This window comes from Deinococcus multiflagellatus (genome assembly GCF_020166415.1).
Classification (GTDB): Bacteria; Deinococcota; Deinococci; order Deinococcales; family Deinococcaceae; genus Deinococcus; species Deinococcus multiflagellatus.
Genome location: NZ_JAIQXV010000002.1, coordinates 310,260 through 330,685, shown reverse-complemented (window position 1 = coordinate 330,685; position 20,426 = coordinate 310,260). Strand labels below are relative to the sequence as shown.

General features: G+C 66.6%; 18 protein-coding genes. 3 read left to right on the top strand and 15 right to left on the bottom strand.

What is annotated here, in order from left to right; translation table 11 throughout:
* Positions 1-115: 115 nt before the first annotated feature.
* The 6 genes from K7W41_RS04580 to K7W41_RS04555 all read right to left on the bottom strand — a co-directional run bounded on the left by K7W41_RS04580 (position 116) and on the right by K7W41_RS04555 (position 7,054).
* Positions 116-451, bottom strand: coding sequence for an NADH-quinone oxidoreductase subunit A (locus K7W41_RS04580; RefSeq protein ID WP_224605182.1), 336 nt, complete (start codon positions 449-451; stop codon positions 116-118).
* Positions 452-876: 425 nt separating this feature from the next.
* Positions 877-2,025 carry an ATP-binding protein gene (locus K7W41_RS04575; protein ID WP_224605179.1) on the bottom strand — a complete coding sequence of 383 codons (1,149 nt, stop codon included), beginning with the start codon at positions 2,023-2,025 and terminating at the stop codon, positions 877-879.
* A gap of 168 nt (positions 2,026-2,193) precedes the next feature.
* Complete coding sequence (locus K7W41_RS04570) at positions 2,194-3,105, bottom strand: carbohydrate ABC transporter permease (RefSeq protein ID WP_224605176.1); 912 nt, start codon at positions 3,103-3,105, stop codon at positions 2,194-2,196.
* A 151-nt stretch (positions 3,106-3,256) separates the two neighbouring features.
* Positions 3,257-4,381, bottom strand: a complete 1,125-nt coding sequence (locus tag K7W41_RS04565) for a carbohydrate ABC transporter permease (protein WP_224605174.1) — start codon at positions 4,379-4,381, stop codon at positions 3,257-3,259.
* 97 nt (positions 4,382-4,478) lie between these two features.
* Positions 4,479-5,714, bottom strand: a complete 1,236-nt coding sequence (locus K7W41_RS04560) for an ABC transporter substrate-binding protein (RefSeq protein WP_224605172.1) — start codon at positions 5,712-5,714, stop codon at positions 4,479-4,481.
* The gene (locus K7W41_RS04555; protein ID WP_224605170.1) at positions 5,711-7,054 is read right to left on the bottom strand and encodes an ROK family transcriptional regulator; all 1,344 of its coding nucleotides are present in this window, start codon (positions 7,052-7,054) and stop codon (positions 5,711-5,713) included. Before K7W41_RS04555 ends, K7W41_RS04560 begins: the two co-directional genes overlap by 4 nt.
* A gap of 624 nt (positions 7,055-7,678) precedes the next feature.
* Between K7W41_RS04555 and K7W41_RS04550 the strand changes: the two genes are divergently transcribed.
* The gene (locus tag K7W41_RS04550) at positions 7,679-8,743 is read left to right on the top strand and encodes an IS4 family transposase (protein ID WP_224605169.1); all 1,065 of its coding nucleotides are present in this window, start codon (positions 7,679-7,681) and stop codon (positions 8,741-8,743) included.
* 60 nt (positions 8,744-8,803) lie between these two features.
* On the opposite strand, the gene lysS is transcribed toward K7W41_RS04550, so the two are convergent.
* The 7 genes from lysS to K7W41_RS04515 all read right to left on the bottom strand — a co-directional run bounded on the left by lysS (position 8,804) and on the right by K7W41_RS04515 (position 16,469).
* Positions 8,804-10,345, bottom strand: a complete 1,542-nt coding sequence (gene lysS, locus K7W41_RS04545; protein WP_224605168.1) for a lysine--tRNA ligase — start codon at positions 10,343-10,345, stop codon at positions 8,804-8,806.
* A gap of 204 nt (positions 10,346-10,549) precedes the next feature.
* A complete protein-coding gene (locus K7W41_RS04540; protein ID WP_107137924.1) occupies positions 10,550-11,038 on the bottom strand; it encodes a GreA/GreB family elongation factor in 489 nt (162 codons plus the stop codon).
* Positions 11,039-11,158: 120 nt separating this feature from the next.
* Entirely contained in the window at positions 11,159-12,286 is a 1,128-nt protein-coding gene (locus K7W41_RS04535; RefSeq protein WP_224605167.1) for an MFS transporter, read from the bottom strand.
* A gap of 160 nt (positions 12,287-12,446) precedes the next feature.
* On the bottom strand, positions 12,447-12,968 hold the full coding sequence (locus K7W41_RS04530) for a hypothetical protein (protein WP_224605166.1): 522 nt from the start codon (positions 12,966-12,968) through the stop codon (positions 12,447-12,449).
* Between the two features lie 50 nt (positions 12,969-13,018).
* Positions 13,019-15,322: an endonuclease MutS2 gene (locus K7W41_RS04525; RefSeq protein ID WP_224605165.1), complete on the bottom strand. Its 2,304-nt coding sequence runs from the start codon at positions 15,320-15,322 to the stop codon at positions 13,019-13,021.
* Between the two features lie 484 nt (positions 15,323-15,806).
* Positions 15,807-16,217: a hypothetical protein gene (locus tag K7W41_RS04520; protein ID WP_224605164.1), complete on the bottom strand. Its 411-nt coding sequence runs from the start codon at positions 16,215-16,217 to the stop codon at positions 15,807-15,809.
* Positions 16,218-16,220: 3 nt separating this feature from the next.
* Entirely contained in the window at positions 16,221-16,469 is a 249-nt protein-coding gene (locus K7W41_RS04515; RefSeq protein ID WP_224605163.1) for a hypothetical protein, read from the bottom strand.
* Positions 16,470-16,832: 363 nt separating this feature from the next.
* Here K7W41_RS04515 and K7W41_RS04510 point away from each other — a divergent pair, with 363 nt between their 5' ends.
* Positions 16,833-17,939 carry an IS4 family transposase gene (locus tag K7W41_RS04510; RefSeq protein WP_224605162.1) on the top strand — a complete coding sequence of 369 codons (1,107 nt, stop codon included), beginning with the start codon at positions 16,833-16,835 and terminating at the stop codon, positions 17,937-17,939.
* Here the strand turns inward: K7W41_RS04510 and K7W41_RS04505 are convergent.
* Positions 17,902-18,339 carry a hypothetical protein gene (locus K7W41_RS04505; RefSeq protein ID WP_224605161.1) on the bottom strand — a complete coding sequence of 146 codons (438 nt, stop codon included), beginning with the start codon at positions 18,337-18,339 and terminating at the stop codon, positions 17,902-17,904. The two genes, K7W41_RS04510 and K7W41_RS04505, sit on opposite strands and share 38 nt — an antisense overlap.
* Positions 18,340-18,677: 338 nt before the next feature.
* Between K7W41_RS04505 and K7W41_RS04500 the strand changes: the two genes are divergently transcribed.
* The gene (locus tag K7W41_RS04500) at positions 18,678-19,136 is read left to right on the top strand and encodes a DIP1984 family protein (RefSeq protein ID WP_224605159.1); all 459 of its coding nucleotides are present in this window, start codon (positions 18,678-18,680) and stop codon (positions 19,134-19,136) included.
* Between the two features lie 258 nt (positions 19,137-19,394).
* Here the strand turns inward: K7W41_RS04500 and K7W41_RS04495 are convergent, their stop codons facing one another.
* Positions 19,395-20,366, bottom strand: coding sequence for a hypothetical protein (locus K7W41_RS04495; protein WP_224605156.1), 972 nt, complete (start codon positions 20,364-20,366; stop codon positions 19,395-19,397).
* Positions 20,367-20,426 lie beyond the last annotated feature (60 nt).

The window sequence follows — 20,426 nt, the reverse complement described above, 5'->3', positions numbered from 1 at the left end:
GGTTGATGGAGCACCACCAGCCAATACATAAAAGCCGGGTTTTCAACAGGCGGCATCTGCATGCTTTCCCCCTCGCCCTGTCCATCAACCATCAACTTTCTACTCTCCACATCCCTTAGTTCCATTCCAGCACCCGCTTCTTCAGGATGTAGACGTAGCCCACCAGCAGCAGCCCCACGAAGGTGATCGCCTCGAAGAACGCGAAGGGAATCAGCTTCTGGTAGGCCACCGCCAGCGGGTAAAAGAACGCCGTCTCGATGTCGAAGATGATGAACAGCATGGCGACCAGATAGAAATGCACCGGGAAGCGCTGGCCGGTGCCCACCCCACCTTCGGGGTCGTTGCCGCTTTCGTAGGCCATGAGCTTGGTGCGGCTGCCCCGGCGTTTGGGGCCCAGAAGGGCGCTGGCCAGCACGGCAACAATGCCGATGCCCAGCGACACGAGCAGCATGATGACAAAGTTGGCGTATTCGATAACAATTCCCCTTTCTGCGTGCGTGCCCGCGCTTCACTAGCCTCGCTCGTGAAAAACGGCACGAAATGCTGGAAAAAAAGAGAGTGCGTCCGAACTCCTCTTGCCTGACTTGTGGTGCACCCTTGTTCTAGCACGTCCTGCGCGCTTGCGGGCCCGATTCCCCAGACAGCACAAGGGGCAAGGCTGGGGGGTGGGTGAGGGGCAAGGAAGCGCCTCCCTCGTCCGTCTGGGCAAGCGAAGACCTGACCCGCTGGGCAACGTCGCCAGACCATCACCGCCCGCACGATGGGCAAGAAAAAAGGCTGCCCCTGAGAGACAGAGGCGGCCTTCAATAAACAGGCAAGGACTTGTGGCGGTGAGGCAGGATGGGCGCTGCCGTGTGCGGCTGGGCGCCTGAACCCCTACACCAGTTCGGCAAAATCGTCGTCGTCGTTGTCGGCGGCGAGGGGTAGGGTGAAGAAGAAGGTGGCCCCCTGGCCGCGCACCGATTCCACCCAGATCTTGCCGCCGTGCTCTTCCACAGCCAGTTTGCAGAAGGCCAGCCCCATGCCGGTGTCAAAGCGGCCGTGCAGGGTCAGGCGGGACTGCTCGAAGGCGGCAAACAGGTTGGGAATGTCGTCTTCGGGAATGCCCTCGCCGTCGTCGCGCACGGTGACCTGCACGCTGTCGCCCAGGCCGCGCACCGCCACAGCGATCAGGCCGCCCGTCATGGTGTGTTTCAGCGCGTTGCTGATCAGGTTGGCCAGCACGCGGCGCAGAATCTCGGGGTCGGCGCTGGCGGGGCTCAGGTCCTGTTCCACGTCCACGCGCAGGTGGCGGTCACGCAGGCCGCTGCCCACGTCACCGCAGGCCAGTTCCACCACCTCGCGGAACATGGGGGTGAACATCAGCTCCCGGCGCAGGTTCATCTTGCCCGCCTGGATCTTGCGCACGTCCAGCATGTTCACGGCGAGGTGCAGCAGGTGCTGGGTTTCGTCGCGGGCCACCTTCAGCAGGTCGCGGTTGTCTTCGGGCACCCGGGGGTCTTCCTGCACGATTTCCAGCAGGCCCATGACTGCCGCGATGGGGTTTTTCAGGTCGTGCACCAGCATGTGCACCAGCTGGTCGCGCACCCGTTCCTCGTGCTCCCAGGTGTCCAGGCGGCGCTGCAGCGAGGCCACGCGGGCCTGGGCGTCGCGGTGCTGCTGCGCGCGGGCCAGCAGGGTCTGCACCTGCACCGCCATCGCCTGGGGCGGGGTGGCTTCACTGATCAGGGCGTCCACCCCCGCGCCCAGCATCTCGCCCAGCCCGCGCGAACCCACCGCCAGCCAGTAGGTGCCGGCCAGTTCGGCGCGCTGGCGCAGCATGGGCAGCACCTGATGCAGCGGCACGCCGGGCGTGTCGGTGTACAGCAGCGCGACATCGGGGGGGGTGACATGCGCTTCACGCAGCAGCGTTTCGGCGTCGCTGATCTGGCGGACGTTGGCACGGGGCAGCAGTGGCCGCAAGGCCTGCGCCCGCGCCGGTTCCGCCGTCACAACGAACACGGGTGGGGGTTCGGGAATCGTCATGAAGTGGGCTACAGCATAGCCGCCGCTGCCTGACGGAAGTGTAAGGGGCGGTGAAAGGGGGGAAGGGGCCATGGGCTCTGGGCCATGAGCCATGGGGACAACCCCCAAAGCTCATGGCCCAGACCCTTCTTTCTCATAGCTCAGAGCCCATGGCTCATGGCCTTCTGTCTACCCCTTCACGCTCCCGGCCAGCAGGCCGCGCACGAAGTACCGGCCCAGCAGGATGTACACCAGCAGCGTGGGCAGCGCGGCCAGAATGGCGCCGGCCATGGGCAGGTTCCAGCTGACCGCCTGCCCCCCCGCCAGCTGCGACAGGGCGTAGGTCACGGGCTGCGAACTGGTGTTCGTCAGGGTGGCGGCAAACAGGAACTCGTTCCACACCTGCGTGAACTGCCAGATGATCACCACCACGAAGCCCGGAATGCTGATGGGGAAGATCACCTTGCCGTAGATCTGCCAGAAGCCCGCGCCGTCAATGGTGGCGGCTTCAATCAGGGCGTCAGGCACATCGGCGTAGAAGTTGCGGAAAATCAGCGTGGTGATGGGAATGCCGTACACCACATGGGTCAGGATGAGGGCCCAGATACTGCCGTACAGCTGAAAGCCTGGAATCGTGACAAAGCCCAGATCGATGGGCGCCCATTTGACGGACTCGACGAACTGGAACAGCGGAATCAGCACGGCCTGGTACGGAATGAACATGCCGAAGAGCATCAGGGCGAACAGGGTGTTGGCGCCCCGGAACTTCCATTTGCTCAGGGCGTAGCCGTTCAGGCTGCCCAGCACGGCGCTGAGCAGGGTGGCCACCACCGCCAGAAACACGCTGTTGAGCATGTTGCCGCCAATCTTGGCCCAGGCGTCGCGGAAGCTGCCCCAGTTCAGCACGCTGGGCCAGTGCCAGGTGGTAGCTTCGGCAATGGCGTCCGGGCTTTTCAGGGCCGTGGCAAACAGCAGATACACCGGAATCAGGAAAAACAGCGCGGCCAGCACCAGCAGGGCGTACATCACCACGCGGCCCGGACGCAGCGGTTTGCGGGGAGCCGCCGCCGGGGCGGTGTGGGTGGGCAGGGTGGTGGTCATGCGGGGCCTCCGCTGCGCGGAGCCGCGTTGACCGTTGATGGTTGACGGTTGATAGAAACAGCGCGCCACTCGCCAACCAACCTGCCACCTCGAACCTTCAACATCATTGCCGCCCCTCCTCCATCACCCATCAACCCTCGACCATCACCCCTCACGCGTGTCCCTCCTCGCCCCGGAACTGCGAGGCCAGATACGGCACGATCACGAACGCCACCAGCACGAGCAGGATGGTGCCAATCGCCGCGCCCAGGGCGAACTGGTTCTGGCGGAAGCTGGTGAGGTACATGTTCAGGGCGGGCACGCTGGTGTTGATGTTGTCGGGCCCCGACATGGCGTACACAAGGTCAAAAATCTTCAGGCTGATGTGCCCCAGCACGATCATGGCGGACAGGCTGATGGGCGCCAGCAGCGGGAAAATGACGTGGCGGTACATGCCCAGGTCACCGGCGCCGTCCACCTTGGCGGCCTCGCGCAGTTCCTCGGGGATGCCGCGCAGGCCGGCCAGATACAGCGCCATGGTGTAGCCGCTCATCTGCCACACAGCGGCGATGATGATGCCGATCAGGGCGAGGTTAAAGCCGTGGAGTTCCGGGGCAGGCAGCAGTTTCAGGTTGGGCGCCACGAACAGCGCCCAGCCCAGCAGCAGCGCGGCGCACAGGGCGGCCACCAGCGTGCGGCGGCGGTCCCCGGCGCGCAGGGCCCGCACCGCCACCACGATCAGCACCACGGCCACAACAGTGGCGGTCAGCAGCGGCAGCTTGTTCCAGTCGAACTTCCAGATCGCCTCGGTGCTGCTGAGCCAAGGAAAGGTGCTGGGTTGACCACCAAACAGCGTGGGGGCCTGGTTCACGCCGCCGCCGGGCTGCAGCATCCAGCGCCAGATGGTGCCGGTCACAATGAACGAGAGGCTCATGGGAAACAGGAAAATGGTGCGCCACAGCCCCTCGCCCCGGGGGTTGCGGTCCAGGATCAGCGCCAGCCCCAGCCCCAGGCCCAGGCAGCCCAGGATGAAAAAGGCGGTGAAAAACACCGTGCTCACCAGTTCCTGCCGGAAACGGCCCTGCAGAAAGCCGGTAAACAGGTCCTGGTAGTTCGCCAGCCCGATAAAGCGGATCACCGGGTCCAGCGCCAGCGCCTGCGTGGGGTCGTTGCCCCAATCGGTCATGCTGACGTACACACTGCGCGCGATAAACCCGTACACAAACACCGCGATCAGCAGAACGCTGGGCAGCAATACGGCGACCGACCACAGACGGTCTTTACTCAGGCCTTTCATGATGGGCCTCCTTTCAAGGGACGTGGGCCGTGGGCTGCAGAGTGTAGGAAAAAAGCCGTTCCCACAGCCCACAACCCACAGCCCACAACCTACTTGGTTACTTGCCGATGCCTGCGCGCGCCGCGAGTTGCTGGGCGGCGGCGGCGGCGCCCGAGCTGTTGCGGCTGGCCACGTACTGGTCAATCACCGTGCCAAAGGCGCTCATGAAGCTCTCGGGGGCCACGGCGCCGTGCACCAGCGAACCCACGATCTTGTTGCTCTTCCAGTCGGCGGCAGCCGAGCGGCTGTAGGTGTTGTACTTGCTCAGGTCGCTGTCGGTGCGCGCGGCGATGGAGCCCTTGAGGGGGTTAAAGGCGTCCTGGCCGGCCTTGGAGCCCAGGACTTTCAGCCAGTTCAGGGCCTCGGCGCGGTTCTTGGCGCCCTTGGGTAGCCCGAAGGAGTCGGCCAGCATCACGAAGGTCTTGGTGGTGCCGGGGGCCGGGGCCCAGCCGAAGCCGGTGTTGGGGGCCAGTTTCTTGGTGGTGGTGAAGTACCCGGCCGCCCAGTCGCCCATGATGTTAAAGGCACTCTGGCCGCTGATCACGCGGTCACTGGCCTGCTGCCAGCTGAGGCCCGAGGCGTCCTTGTTGGCGCAGTCCATCACCTTGCCGAAGGTGGTGAACACGCCCACCACGCGCGGGTCGGTGAATTTCAGCTTGCCGGACCACAGGTCTTCCCAGCCCTTGGCGCCCAGGGTGCCAATCGCCACGGATTCCCACAGGTGCTGCTGGGTCCAGTTTTCACCCACCACCAGCGGCGCGGCGACGCCCTTGGCCTTCAGCGTGCTGCAGGTCTTCAGGAACTCGGGCCACGTCTTGGGCACGGTCACGCCCCAGGCCTTCAGCTTGGCGGGGTTGTACCACATGACGTTGCTGCGGTGCACGTTCACCGGCACGCTCCAGATGCCGCCCTTGCTGGAAATCAGGCGCACGAGGTCCTTGGGAAACGCCTTGTCCCAGCCCTCGGATTTAAAGAGCCCGCTGAGGTCTTCCATGCGGTTGGCCACCACCCAGGTGCCAATCAGTTCCTGCCCGGCGTGCGCCTGGAAGGAGTCGGGCGGGGTGCCGCCCAGCATGCGGGTTTTCAGCACGGCCTTGGCGTTGGTGCCCGCGCCGCCCGACACGGTGGCGTTGTCCACGGCTACCGAGGGGTATTTCTGCTTGTACACCTTGATCAGGGCGTCCAGGGCGGGGCCTTCGTCACCGGACCACCACGAGAAGATTTCCAGCTTGCCAGCGGCGGCGGCGCTGGTGGTCAGGGCGAGGGCGGCGGCGATCATCAGGGCTTTTTTCATGAGACTCCTCCGTACGGGGGAAAATGGGATCGGGTGGGGGCGGGGTCGCTGGGGCCCAGGCCGGGCGGCGCGCGGCTGGCGGCGAGGTCGTGGGCGCTCTGGTTGACGCGGGCAATGCCGTACAGGTGCGGCAGGCCCCGGGGGGTAAACAGCGAATCCAGCATCATGGCGCCGGCCCCCAGCACCCCGGCGTCGCCGCCCAGGGTGCCCAGGTCAATGCGCACCCGGTCGGCGTTGATGCGCATGGTGCGGCTCTGGGCGCTGGCCCGCACCGCCGAGAGCAGCACCTCGCCCGCCTGCGACAGCCGCCCGCCGATCACCACGGCGGCCGGGTTAAACAGGTTCAGCGCGGTGCTGATCGCCACGCCCAGGTGGTGCCCGGCTTCTTCCCACACGGCGCGGGCCAGGGGATCGGTGTTGGCGTGCGTGAGCAGGCTGGCCAGGGTGACCGGCGTGGGCAGCGTGCTGGGCACCCCGGCCGCGCGGCGCTCCTCGGCGAGGCGCAGCAGCACGCCCGCCGCCGCGTAGCTCTCCAGACTGCCGGGGTTCCCGCTGCGCCCCACCGGCCCTTGCTCGTTGATGCTGATGTGCCCAATCTCGCCCGCCCCGCCGCGCGTGCCCCGGTGCAGGCGCCCGCCCAGCAGCACGCCCGCGCCAATGCCGGTGGCGGCCTTCACGTAAATCAGGTCCTGGGTGCCCCGGTGTGCGCCAAAGCGGGCCTCGGCCAGCGCGCCCAGGTTGGCGTCGTTGTCCACCAGCACCTCCAGGCCCAGCAGGGTGCGCAGGGCCTCGCGCACGTTCTCGCCGTCCCAGCCGGGCATGTTGGGCGGCTGCACCACCCGGCCGGTGTCGTGGTCCACCGGGCCCGGAATGCCCACGCCCACCAGGGCCACCTGCGCCGGATTCAGGCGCGCGGCACGCAGCACGTCGTGGCAAAGGTCGTGCAGCAGGGCGTAGGTGGCGCGCGGCCCGGCCTGGATGTCGTGCGGCACGCTCTGGGTGGCCAGGGTGCGGCAGTGCAGGTCCAGGGCGTCCACCCGGGCGTGGCTGGCGCCCAGGTCCACGGCCAGCAGCGCGGCGGCGCGGGTGTTCAGGTTCAGCAGGGTGGCCTTGCGGCCCACACCGCTGCTGCCGCGCGTGCCCACCTCCTGCACCAGCCCCACACTGATCAGTTCCGTGACAATCGAGCTGATCGCGCTGCGCGACAGGCCCAAATCCCGGGCAATATCCACCCGGGCCAGATCACGGTTCCACAGCAGCCCCAGCAGCAGCAGCGTGTGCCGCGCGCGGATGGCCGCGAGGTCCAGGGTGTCGGCGCTGTGGGGGTCATCGTGCAGCATGCAGGCGTCCTTGAAGCATGGGGGGCCTTCCCGGCAGGCAGCCGGGCCAGGGCAGAGAAAGACAGGAAAACGTCGTCAGATACAGGTGATCTGAATACAGGGTCAGGGTTGTGTGCTCCGATGGTGCGCCCTGGCAATTTTGTTTGTCAAACGAACGAATGAATGAAGCGGTTCCAGTGCCGGGTTGTGCAGGCAGGTGGGGGGCAGCGCAGAAGGCGAGCGGTGAACTGCCGCACAGGGACGGCGTTTCTGGCCTCCCAGGGTGAATGAGGGCGGCAGCGTCCCAATGGGCAAACGCGGGTCCGGGGACGCCAGAGGGCACTTCATGGATGCCACAGCCGTCGGCGCCACCCGGTGGCCCCCTCACCCTTCCGTCGCTTCGCTCCTCCCTCTCCCACACGGGGAGAGGGGAACATGGCAAGCGCGCACGAGAGATCCACGTCCTTTTTCTCCCGTCTTACGGGGTTGACCTCTTGCACAGAAAAGCGGGGCCAGAGACAGCCACCCCCCGGAACGGTCAACACTCCCTCTGCCGCATCCACAACGGCAGGCCGGAAAAGGCTGACCACCCTTCAAAACGGGGAATAGGCAGCAGAAAGTCGGCTCCTGTACGGTGTTTCTTCGATGAAACCCCCGGGAAGTCGACCCCCTCACGATCCCTTGCAGACTGCCCTGCGGTCTGCCTTTCCTCTTGATGCCCGCCGCCTGACGGTCTTCACGGCCCTGGTCCTGGCGGTCATCCAGGCGCGCACGGTCGTCGTGTACAGCCTCAAAACCCACGTGGCGTTGCCAGGATCGCTCACGGCCCGATACCAGCGCCTGTGTCGCTTCGTCTGGTTTTCCTTCCCAGAGGGGTTGTTTTCCCGCTTTGCCCTCTCCTTCCTGCCCGAAGGCCCCGTGGATCTGATCCTGGACCGGACGAACTGGAGATTGGGGCAGCAGGACGTGAACATCCTGCTGCTCTCCGCCGTGTGGAACGGGTTCAGCCTGCCCCTGATGTGGACGCTACTCCCACACGGGGGCGCTAGTGATTCCCGTGCCCGGGAATCGCTCGTGGCGCGTTTCCTGACGCTGTGCCCAGGTCTCCGGGTCCGGTGCCTCCTGGCCGATCGCGAGTTTATCGGCCAGCACTGGTTTCGGTTTCTTGACCAGCACGGCATCGCGCCGTGCATTCGACTCCCGGCACGCGCCACCATCGGGAAACACCGCCTCCCAGTCTGGGCCGTGTTCAAAAATCTCCAGGTGGGTGAAGTGCGGGTCTGGCGGCGCCAGACCCTGATCTACGGCGTGTCCCTCCGAGGCGCCGCGACGAAGAACGCGGCCGGAGAGACGCTGTACCTCGCGTACCGGGGGCACGTGGGACCGAATCTCCGACGGTACGCAGGCCGCTGGCAGGCTGAGAACCTGCACGCCGCCCTGAAGACCAGGGGCTTCAACCTGGAGGACACGGGCCTGACCCGCGCGGAGCGGGTGTCCACCCTGCTGACGGTCGTCAGCGTGGCGTTCGTCTGGGCCTGCGTGACGGGAGAACTGCTGGCGGCGCGGACCAAGGTCAAGATCAAAAGTCACGGACACCGTGCTGTGTCCGTGTTCCGACTCGGCCTGGACCATCTCCAGGATCTCCTGCTTCACCCGTCCCCGTCGTCCTGGCGCACCTTGCTGACCCTCATGCCACGTTTTGAAGAGTAGTCAGCGGAAAAGGACTTCTCCCCTTTCCCGGCCTGCGCGCACTTTGCTTGTCCTGAACTGCTACTGGGCGCTGGCTTCAGCCTCGCCCTTCTCCCCTTCCCCGCCCGTGCCCTCAGGGCGCAGCAGGGGGAAGAGCAGCACGTCGCGGATGGAATCGCGGTCGGTGAGCAGCATGGCGAGGCGGTCCATGCCCATGCCCATGCCGGCCGTGGGGGGCATGCCGTATTCCAGGGCCAGCAGGAAATCCTCGTCCTGCTCGTGGGCCTCGTCGTCACCGGCTTCACGGCGGGCTGTTTGGGCCTCAAAGCGGGCGCGCTGGTCCAGGGCGTCGTTCAGCTCGGAGTAGATGGGGGCCAGCTCAAAGCCCGCCACGTACAGGTCGGCGCGTTCGGCCAGCCCAGCGCGCTCGCGGTGCACCTTCACCAGCGGGCTGATCGCCAGCGGCATGTCGGTCAGGAAGGTGGGGTTTTGCAGCAGAGGTTCCACGTACTCGCCGCCCAGCTTGTCCAGCAGCTTGTAGTCCGGCACCTTGCGGAACTCGGGGTGGCGCTCGTCGCTCCACTGCCGCAGCTTGACCAGATCCAGCGGATCAAAGTCCAGCCCGGCCTGCTCCTTCAGCGCCGTCACGAAATCCAGGCGCTTGAAGGGCAGCGAGAAATCCAGTTCCTTGCCCTGGTACGTCAGCTTCGGCTCACCTTTCAGTTCCACCACGAGGTCGTGCAACAGCTGCTCGACCAGCTTCATCATGTCGTTGTAGTCGCCGTAGGCGAAATACGCCTCCAGCATGGTGAATTCCGGGTTATGGGTGCGGTCAATGCCCTCGTTGCGGTAGTTGCGGCCAATCTCGTACACGCGCTCGAAGCCGCCCACCAGCAGCCGCTTGAGGTACAGCTCCAGGCTGATGCGCAGGCTGAACTCGTGGCCCAGGGCGTTGTGGAAGGTCTTGAAAGGCCGGGCCTCGGTGCCGCCAGGGACGACCTGCAAGGTGGGGCCCTCAACCTCCATGAAGTCACGGCTGTCGAGGAAGTGACGAATAAAGCGCAGCATCCGTGAGCGCGTGCGGTAGACCTCGCGGCTCTCGCTGTTCACCATCAGGTCCACGTAGCGGCGCCGGGCACGCAGTTCTTCGTCCTGCAGGCCATGGAACTTGCTGGGGAGGGGATGCAGGCTCTTGACCAGCGGCTGCCACGAGGTGACGCGCAGGGTCAGCTGCCCGGTTTTGGTCACGAAGGGAAAGCCCCGCACGCCGATGATGTCGCCCAGGTCAATCTTCTTGGTGGCGTCAAAGCCATCTGTGTCCTGCTTGGAGAAATGCAGCTGGATTTTGCCGTGCTCGTCATTCAGGTCGGCAAAGGCTGCCTTGCCCATGTGACGCATCAGGGTCACGCGCCCGGCCAGGGCGTAGACCTCTTCGGGCCATTCCTGCCCACTTTCCAGTTCGCCGGGGTGGGCGGCCAGCACGTCGCGGGCGTGGTGGGTGCGCGCGTAGCTGTAGGGGTAGGCTTCAAAGCCGGCGGCAACCTGCGCGTCCAGGTTGTTCAGGCGGCTGACGGTCTGCTCGTGCAGGCCCTCGGGGCGCGGCGCGGGGGGGACGTCGGACATGAGGGGAAGTATAGGGGCGGGTTGGTGGCAGATGGCAGAAGGCAAATGGCTCAGGGCGGATGGCGGCTGACAAAAAGCAGATGGCCCAGGCTGTTTCGCCTTCTGCCATCTGCCATTGACCATCTGCGTCCGTTGAGTGGTTGTGGTCTTCGCCGCGCGGGGCGGCCCGCGCGTTGCCGCTCATTTAAACACCGCGCCTGAAACCTAGTATTCGATGCTCTTCACCTTGTACTTCATCTGCTTGCCGTTATCCAGGTTCACCACAAAGGATTCGCCCTTCTTGCGGCCCATCAGTTCCTTGCCCACCGGGCTGTCTTCAGAGACGCGGGGCAGGCTGCCGCCGGTCACGGTGGCTTCGGCGGCGCTGACCACCTGGACCTTCATGTCCTTTTTGGTCGTTTCGTTGGCCAGCACCACAATGGCGCCCAGCTCAATGCGGCCGTCATGCTCGTGGTCCTCGATGACGGTGGCGCGGGCCAGGGTGTCTTCCAGCTCGTCAATGCGCGCCTCGATATTCATCTTCTCGCGCTTGGCGTCCTCTAACCCCGTGTCCTCGGTATCAGAGTTGGTTTCCATCTGCTCTTGCAGAATCCGGGTGGCTTCGGCCAGGCGGGCCATTTCCTGATCGAGCGTTTTTTGCAGCCGCTCGTACCCTTCGCGCGTGAGCTTTACCTGTCTGGTCGCTTGTGCCACTCTGGAGCCTCCGTTGCGCCGCCGGGCCATGCCATGCCCCGCTCGGCCATGATGGGTGGGTTGGGGTGAGAATTCGCCGCGCATTCTGCCACACGCCCCCAGCGCTGACAATGCGCTTTGCTAGGCGGCGGCCCCCGGGCGCAGGCCCCGCCGCGCCAGCAGGGTAAAAGCGCCCATCAGGAGGGCCAGCGTGCCCAGGCCCAGTGGCACCGCCGCCAGCCCAAAGCGGGCCAGCAGGGCCCCCAGCGCCGCTGGCGCCAGCACCCCGCCCACCGAACCCGCCACCAGCAGCAGCGGCACCAGCCGCGCCGAGAGGGTCTGGCTGGCCCAGGCCAGGGTGGTGCCGAACACCGGGGCCAGCGCCAGCCCCGCGCCCAGGAAGGCCACTGGGGCCCAGGCGGGCACCAGCGCCAGGGCGGCCAGGGTGATCAGGGCGGCGGCGCAGGCCAGCAGCAGGCGGTGGGGCGCCACCCGGCCTCCGAACACCCCGGTCAGCACCCGGCCCACGGTCAGGGCCCCCCAGAACAGGCTGAGAATCAGCGCGGCGCCCCCCACGCCGTGCCCGGTCAGGTAGCGCACGATCCAGGCGCCGTAACCGGCCTCCATGCCCACGTAGGCCACCAGCAGCGCGGCCAGCAGACCCGCCTGCACCCCGGGGCGGGCGGGCGCCGTCTCGGGGCGGCGGGTCACGATCTCGGGCACGCCCCACACGCGGCCCACGACAAACGTGGCGGCGCACAGGGCGGCCACCGTCAGGAAGGGGGCGGCCAGCCCGGCGCCCAGGCCCGCCACCAGCAGCGGCGACATCAGACTGCCCACCCCGAACACCGCGTTCACGAGGTTCACGGCGCGCGCCCCCACGCTGGCGTACGCGGCGTTCATGCAGGCGCTGACCCCGCCCAGGCCCAGGCCCCCCACGGCCGCCGCCGCCACCGCCAGCGGCCAGGTGGGGGCCAGCACCACGCCCACCATGCCCAGCGCCAGCACCAGCAGGCTCCACGAGGTGCCGGCCCGCGCGCTGAGGCGGCGCAGCAGCAGCCCTACCGGCAGCGGCGCGCAGGCCGAGCCCAGAAAGTGCGCGCTGGCGATGAGGCCCACGGTCGCCGTGGACACCCCGTAACGGGCCTCAAAGAGCCCAAAGGCCGGGCCGTACATGGCCTGAATGACCCCCAGGGTAAAAAAGGCCGCCGCGCCCGTGGCCAGCAGGGGCCAGGACAGCGGCACGGACGGGGTGGGGGCGGCATTCACAGCCGGGATGCTAGCAGGGCGCTCCGGTGGCGAGAGATCGCGTGTCTACAGAGCAAAGCTGCCCTGGGCGCTTCCCACGGCGGCTCCAGAGCACAGTCGGCAAGAGACAGCGGCGCCAAGGGCCCCTGCTGATCTCAGGTTGGCGCGGGCCCCGGAGCGGTCAGAAGCGGAAGAAGGGCAGGGCGTCTGCGCTCGGCGCCGCTGTGGCGTAGACACTGCCGTTGCCCGGCGGCAGATGCTGAAGGCGGTTGACGCCGCTCAGGTCGTCCACGTGGCAGACCTCCTGCCCGGGGTCGCAGCGAACCTGATGGGGTCGCCCGTCGAGCGTTCGGTGCACGCCCGTGGTCAGCCGGTTCAGCGCAAAGAGGTTCGCGCGGGCAAACGCGGCTTTCGCGGCCTCGTCGCGCAGGAAGGCTTCGGTGCTCAGGCCCTTCTCGGCCAGCAGGCGGGCCAGATGGGCGGTTCGCTCGTCGTCGCCCATATTCGGCACCAGGACCGCCACCGGCCCCTGCACGGCGGCGAGGGTGGGCAAAAGGGCCTCGCAGTACACGTCGGTCTGACTGCGGGCGCAGGACCGGACATAGTCGCGCGCACTGACTGGGCTATAAAGATCCAGCCCCTGAGGGTCACAGGCCGCCAGGGTCAGGGCCAGGAGGGTCCACCCCAGGACATGGCGGGTCATGGCCCCAGGGGCGGCGCGCCGGCCACCCGCTGCCCAGCCTGCCCCGCCCCTCAGCGCCGGATGTTCACGATGGTCACGCCGTGGCCGCCCTGGTTGGCCTCGGCGTCGTGGAAGGATTCGACCTTCTTCTCGCCCTTCAGGTACTCGCGCAGCAGGCGCCGCAGCACGCCCTGGCCCTTGCCGTGCACCACGCGCAGCGGGCTTTCTTTCAGGGCGTGGGCTTCCAGAATGGCGGCGCGCAGTTCTTCCACCGCCTCTTCTACGCCCAGGCCGCGCAGCTGCAGTTCGTTCTGGAAGGTGCTGGCGGTCGTGCCGGTAAAGCGTGGGCCCCGGGTCTTGGGCGCGCCCGCCGCCACCGGCTTGGGCTCGCCCTTCAAGCGCACGTCGCGGCGCTTGACGCCCACCTTCATCACGCCCAGCTGCACCACCAGATCGTCGCCGCGCAGTTCCAGTACCTGCCCGCTGGCGTTGTAGGCCGGCACGTCCACCACGCTGCCTACGCGAATGGGGTCGCCCCGGTCCTCGCGCGGGGCCGCCGCCGGGCGGGCCTTCTGGGCAGCCACGCGCAGCTCGCGCAGTTCCTGCATCACGCGCGGGCGGGCGCTGTCTTCCTGGGCGCGGGCGCGCAGGGTCCGCACCCGCTCAATGGCGTCGGCGTACAGCGATTCGGCCTTCTGGGCGGCCTCAGCCAGCATCTCGCCCCGGCGGGCTTCCAGGGTTTCGCGCTCCTGCCGCACCCGGCCCAGTTCGGCCTCGGCGCTCTGGCGGGCGGCGGCGGTGGCGTCCAGCTGGGCGCGCAGGTCGCGGCGCTCTCGCTCCAGGCCCTCCAACATGCGCTCCATCAGGCCAGCGTCGGGGCCCAGCAGCTCCTCGGCGCGGTTCAGGACACCGGCGAGCAGCCCCATGCGCTGCGCAATCGCCAGCGCAAAGGAACGCCCCGGCTGTCCCACCTGCAAGACGTAGGTGGGGGCCAGGGTGTCCACATCAAAGCCCATCGAGGCGTTTTTCAGGCCCGGCGTTTCCAGCGCAAACAGCTTCAGGGGCGAGAGGTGCGAGGTAATGACGCCGCGCGCGTCCTGCGCCAGCAGACACTCGATCATCGCTTGGGCCAGTGCGGCGCCCTCGTTGGGGTCGGTGCCCGAACCCAACTCGTCCACCAGCACCAGCGTGTCGGGGGCGGCGTGGCGCAGCACGTAGCGCAGGTGCTTGAGGTGACTGGCAAAGGTGGACAGGGACGCCTCAATGCTCTGTTCGTCGCCAATGTCCACCAGCACGTCGCGCACCACCGGCAACTTCGCGCTGGCCGCCGCCACGTACATGCCGCACTGGTGCATCAACACGGCCAGACCCAGGGTTTTGATGGTGGCCGTCTTGCCGCCCATGTTGGGGCCTGTGATCAGCAGCAGCTTGGTGTCGCCCAGCGAGATGTCGTTGGCGACCGGGTTTTCAATCAGGGGGTGACGCACCTCGCGCAGGTCGTAGGTGCCGCCGGGCACGCTCTCGGGCCGGTTCAGGCGCCAGTCGCGGGCCAGCCGGGCCTTGGCGGCGATCAGGTCCAGTTCGCCCACGGCCGAAAGGGTCAGGGGCACGGCGCTGTCGGCGGCCAGCAGGCCCGACAGTTCCGTCAAAATGCGCCGGACCTCGGCTTCTTCGTCCAGGATCAGGCGCGTGAGTTCGTTGTTCAGCTGCGTCACCGCCGCCGGTTCCACAAAGTAGGTCTGGCCGGTGGCGCTGGCGTCCACGATGATGCCCTGCACCTGCCCCACCCGGCTGGCCTGCACCGGCAGCACGTAGCGGTCGCGGCGAATGGTGACGATGTGCTCCTGCAATACGTCGGCCCACTTGTCCAGCGTGGCGGCCAGTTTTTCCCGGATGCGCCCGCGCAGGGGCTCAATGCGTTTGCGCAGGTCGCGCAGGCGCGGGCTGGCGTCGTCGCGCACGGCGCCGTCGCGGTCCAGGGCCGAGAGCACCCGGCGCACCAGCTCACTGTGGTCGCCCAGGTCCCCGGCCACCTCGCGCAGCGGCCCGCGCGAATTGGCATTGATGGCGCGCCCCACCGTCATGGCGCCGTCCAGGGAATAGGCGGCGCTCAGCAGTTCCTGCCCAGTCAGCACCCGGCCTTCCTGCGCGCGGGCGTGCAGCTCACTGATGTCCTGAATGCCGCCCAGGGACAGACTGACCCCGAACAGGGCGTCTTCCACCTCGTCCAGTTCCCGCGCAATCCGCCCGGCGTCGCTCGACGGGCGCAGGCTGCGGGCACGCGCCGCCCCCAGGGTGGTGGCGCTGCGCTCGGCCAGGGCAGAGAGGATGCGGGGAAAATCCAGGGCGGACAGGGCGCGGGCATCGAAGGACATCTCGCTCAGGAGCATACCGGCCACGCCCCAGCCTGACCGTGCGCCGAGTGGCTTAGAAAGCATTGACCCAATTCGGGGAGGGAAAAGAGACGGATGTCCGGGAATTGGACCTGGAAGGCTCCGCAGGAGAGAAGCATCCAGTTCTGTCCCGGATGCTCCAGAAATGGACAGCAGGCCCTACCAGAAATGGTTCGGACACTTTTTAAGCCTGTGGAGGGGGCCGTTCCGAAAACGTGGTGTGGGCGACTGAGCCCGCTCACCCCCCTCTGCTGCGCAGCTTTTCAAGCCCCAACCTCTCGCGGTGCGAGCTGTCCCAGCCCTACACAAGGGGAAAGAGCAAAAATACCGTATTGATTGCTGCTCGTTGCCGTGGACGCTGAACCTGGCCGAACCATTGACCAGAACGCATTGGCCCAATTCCCAATTCAGGAAGAGGCGCGCCGACCCCAATGGGTGGCGCGCTCCCCCTGCTGGTGCCCGGCGGCTAACTGAGGGCCGGGTGCCCAGCGGTAGTCCCCAGGTCTGTGACCACATAGGCGCAGCCCTGACAGGCGCCCTCGCCGGTCTGCATGTACCAGCGGCAGCGGTCCCGGATGCTGCACGCGGGCAGGGCCGCGCCGGGCTGCGTGGGCACCACCTCGGCCACCGCGTCAATCACGCCGCAGCGCTGCCCGGTCCACTGCGCGCAGCCCCCGGCCTGACAGGGCGAGGCGAAGCGGAAGCGTTTTTCCGGCGCGCGGCCGGTGTGGGCGGCGGCCACAAACTCGGCGTCCACCTCCAGGGCGCTGGGCAGCAGCTGAATCAGGCCGCCGGGCGCCACCACGCCGATCAGCAGATGGCCGGGCGCGCAGGTGGAACTGGGACACAGCAGCGGCCCACGGGGCAAGGCGGTCATGGCCTAGCGGGTGAACGACCGCAGCCGCTCGGCAATCTGCTTGTCCGGGCGAATAAAAATGCCCATCCACTCTTTGGGAAACTTGTAGTGCAGTTCGCTGTCGCCGTGCAGGTCCAGCTCGGCGAGGGTCTGCATGGTGGTCAGGCGCAGGCGGCGGTCCAGCAGGGCGCGGAACTCGGGCGAGAGTGGGGTGTCACCGAAATCCACGGTGAAGGTGGCGCTGCGGCGGGCGGGCGCGGGCTGGTCGGTCATGATCCTCTCCTCCAGGGGTGACGGGCCGGCAAAACGGGACGGCGAGAGCTGAGGGCGGCTGGGCAAACGGTGGCGACAGGTCGCGGGCAATGGCCTCCCCTGCCCTGCAGGCGGCAGAGCGGCGCCGCAGGGGCGGGCGCGGGAACAGGACCGGGCGGGCGTGCTGGCGGCGCTGTTCGGGCGCTGGGCCCAGTGAACACCGCCCCCCATGATCAGGCCGTGATCAGCAGAGGGGCGGGTCAGGGCGACGTGGCCGCGCCACCCCTGCAGAACTCTCCGGCCCCGGGCGAACGCAGCCGGCTGACTACCAGTCAAAACTCCTGACAGCCAAGGAAAAGTCGGCGCCTTTAGGGTGTTTCTGCAATGAAAACCCGGAGCCGACACCCCCACGAGACCTTGCAGACTGCGCTGCGGTCTGCGTTTCCCATCGATGCCCGGCGCCTGGAGGTGCTGGCAGCCTTGATCTTGGCCATGGTGCAAGCCCGCAGTGTCGTGCTGTACACCTTGAAGACCCATGGGCCGTTACCCGGCTCACTCGACACGCGGTACCAGCGGTTGCGCCGGTTTGTCCGTTTCGAGTTCCCTGCCCAGCTCTTCGCACGGTTTGCGCTCTCATTCCTCCCGGACAGCGAGCTGCACCTGATCCTGGACCGCACCAATTGGAAGCTCGGCAAGCAGGATGTCAATATTCTCCTCCTGTCCGCCGTCTGGGACGGCTTCAGTCTGCCGCTGATGTGGGCCCTGCTCCCTCATGGGGGCAGCAGCTCGCAACAGGTGCGCGAAGCGCTCCTGAGCCGATTCCTTCAGTGTTGCCCCGAGCGACACATTGGAACTCTGCTGGCGGACCGGGAGTTCATCGGGAAGTCGTGGTTCACGTATCTGCATCAGCATGGCATTGCGCCCTGTATTCGTCTCCCGGCCATAACCACCATCGGAACCGGCAAACTGCCCATCTGGGCCTGCTTTAAGAAGCTTCAGACGGGCGAGATTCGCTGCCGGCACCGCTCTGTCGTCGTCTACGGCGTGCCCTTGCGCCTGTGTGCCACCAAGAATGCTGCTGGAGAGGTCTTGTACCTCGCTTATCGGGGCCACGCTTCGGTGAATCTCCGCCGCTATGCCCAGCGCTGGCAGGCAGAAAATCTGCACTCAGCTCTCAAAACCAGAGGCTTTAATCTGGAAGACACTGGCCTGACACAGGCTGAACGTGTCTCGACGCTGCTCACCTGCGTGTCTGCCGCCTTCATCTGGGCCTGCGTCACGGGCCAGCTCTTGGCCGCCAAACAGCCTGTTAAACGCAAGAAACACGGACACCGCATGGTGTCCGTGTTCCGAATGGGCCTTGACCATCTTCAAGATCTGTTGCTTCACCCATCGCCTTCTGCTTGGCAAAGCGTGCAGCGACTTTTAGGCCGTTTTGAAGGCAAGAGGGGACTCAGCCGTTCAAGTCCTCCATCAAACACGTTTGCTTGATCATTTTTCGTTCTTTGCCTTCACCCTTGAATGACAATCGGATATAAGAAACAGGGTTTATCGTCTCTATCTCGGCAACTGCATTCGGGGAGATTAATTTTCGCACAACCTGAGCATTATCGCGAGAAATAAGCTCTTCGACGTTCTCGATATGGATAGGAAGAGTTTCTTGCGCAGAAACATTTACCTGTTTGGACGCCACTTGATCCCACCCAACGTAATAGTGGTCCTCGTCAGTGACTTCAGATGTGTGGAGACATGGATTCTGCGTTCCCAAGAAGGCTTGCGCTTGGACCTGTAACTGTTGGGCCGCCTGATTGGGTGCAGATGAGCAGGACGAGAGCCCAATAATCAACAGGCTAGCCCGGAATCCACTACGTCCTTCTACCCACCAGTTCATCCCGTTAGTGTGCCACTTCCGTTCGCAGAAGGAAGAGCAATATTCGGCCGACCGGTGGCAAGTGTGCTGTAAATGTGGGAGTGATCAGCAGGGCCTGATTTCTCAGCCGCTTCTTCCGCCTAGCACCATTACTGATCCGAGCATAAATCTGTAGCGCGCTCCTTGCCCGAGGGGGCGACCATTCACCATATCGGGGTCAAGTGCCGACGAGTGGCCCCAGGTGTACTCCGCCTCCTCTGCTGCTATGGATCAACGCACGGATCAGTAGATTAACGGCTCTGATTGACGTTGACGACGAGTTTTGACTGGTAGTCAGCGCAGCCGGTACGCTGAAGCCGATGAAACTGGCCGAAGCCCTGATTGAACGTGCCGACCTTCAAAAACGCGCCGCTCAGCTGGAAGAGCGCCTTGTTCGGAACATGCTGGTGCAGGAAGGCGAGGAGCCGTCGGAGTCGCCCCAGGCCCTGTTGGAAGAGTTCGACCGGGTGGTCGGCGCGCTGAATACCCTGCTGCCCCGGATTCACCGCGCCAACCTGTCGGCCACGCTGCCGGGCGGTGAAACCCTGACCGACGCCCTGACAAGGCGTGACCTGCTCGACCTGCGCCTGAAGGCGTTGCGCCGCGCCGCCCTGACCGCCTCTGAACGCCCCACCCGCTACAGCACCAGCGAAGTGCGTATTCTCCCCACCCTGCCCGCCCGGGTGCTCCAGACGCAGGTGGACGCACTGGCCAAAGCCCGCCGCGAACTGGAAGCCCAGATTCAGCAGACCAACTGGTTGACGGACCTGCCCGCTTAGGCGCACAGTGCAGAGCGGAGAGGCCCACAGGGCGAGCGGAAGTCCCCCTCGCAACAGGGTTACGTTGCAACCTCCCGCAGGCACTGGGGCAAGTGTCACCCCTCTCACCGGGCACGCCCAGCACCCCTCACGCCTGACCTTGAACGCTTCACCCCTCACCACCACGCTTCGGCGTCCGGTGAGCCTCTCCACCCCGCCTGCTTCTCTGACGAGCAGGCGGGGCTGTTTTGGCCTTCAGGCCGGTGCCTGATCCGGGGGTTAGGCCTGTGTCCCGCCCCCCACCGCCGCCAGAAACCCCTTAGGGTCGTCTACATGCAGGCTGAGCTGGGCGGCCGTTTTCGTCATCCCGTAGGGCCCCAGCACGCGCACCGGCTGGGCAAAGGTGAGCACCACGTTCGGTTTTACCCCCACCGCGATGGTGGGCACAGCGGCGTCTTGTCCGGCCACAACGGCGCGGGCCGATTGCACGTTGACCAGCGGCGTGCTGGCGGTCCAGTGCAGCCCGGTACGCAGGTACAGGCGGCGGTGGGTGACGGTCAGGGGGCGGCGCGCCAGCGCGCGGGTGTAGGCCAGCAGCCACCCGGCGCCCAGCGCGTTCGCGGCCAGATGCAGGGCCGCCGCCGTGGGCGAGTGCGGGGCCAGCACAAAATGAACCGGCAGGCTTTCCAGGGCGGTGTAAAACAGCAGCAGCGTCACTGTGCCGGGCACCGAAGAGCCGCGCTGGGTGCCGAAGTGCTGGCCTTCGGGGAGGGCCGGGCGGCGCCACAGGTGGGGCCACAGCAGGGCGTCGTAGCTCAGCAGCCGGGCCATGCGGGGCGAGGGCAGCGCGCGGGCCAGCGAGGCCTCGGCGCGCTCCACATCGTCGAGTTCGGCAAAGCCTTCGGGGAGGGGCCGGCGCAGGCCCCGCAGGCCCAGGGCCGCGCCTGCCACCAGCACCGCCACGCCCAGCCCCCACCAATCCCGCACCAGCGGGACGCACAGGGCCAGCACGAGTCCGCCGCGCAGGCCCAGCAGCAGGGCGCGGGGCCAGTGGCGTTCCTGGCGTGGCGACGCGGCCCACACCAGCAGGGCGGTGGTCAGGGTGGCGTCGAACAGCGCGGCGCCGGCCAGCAGCGTGCGGCCCTGGGGCGTGGCGTACGGCAGCAGGACCAGGGCCGTGACCGCAGCCAGCAGCGGCACCAGCCAGGAGAGACGAATGTGGGGCGGGGGCAGAACAGGGCGGCTGAGCATGACGGAAGCACCTCCGGCGAAATTGTGGTGCCTGCACAGTAGGGAAAAGGGCGCCGTCGA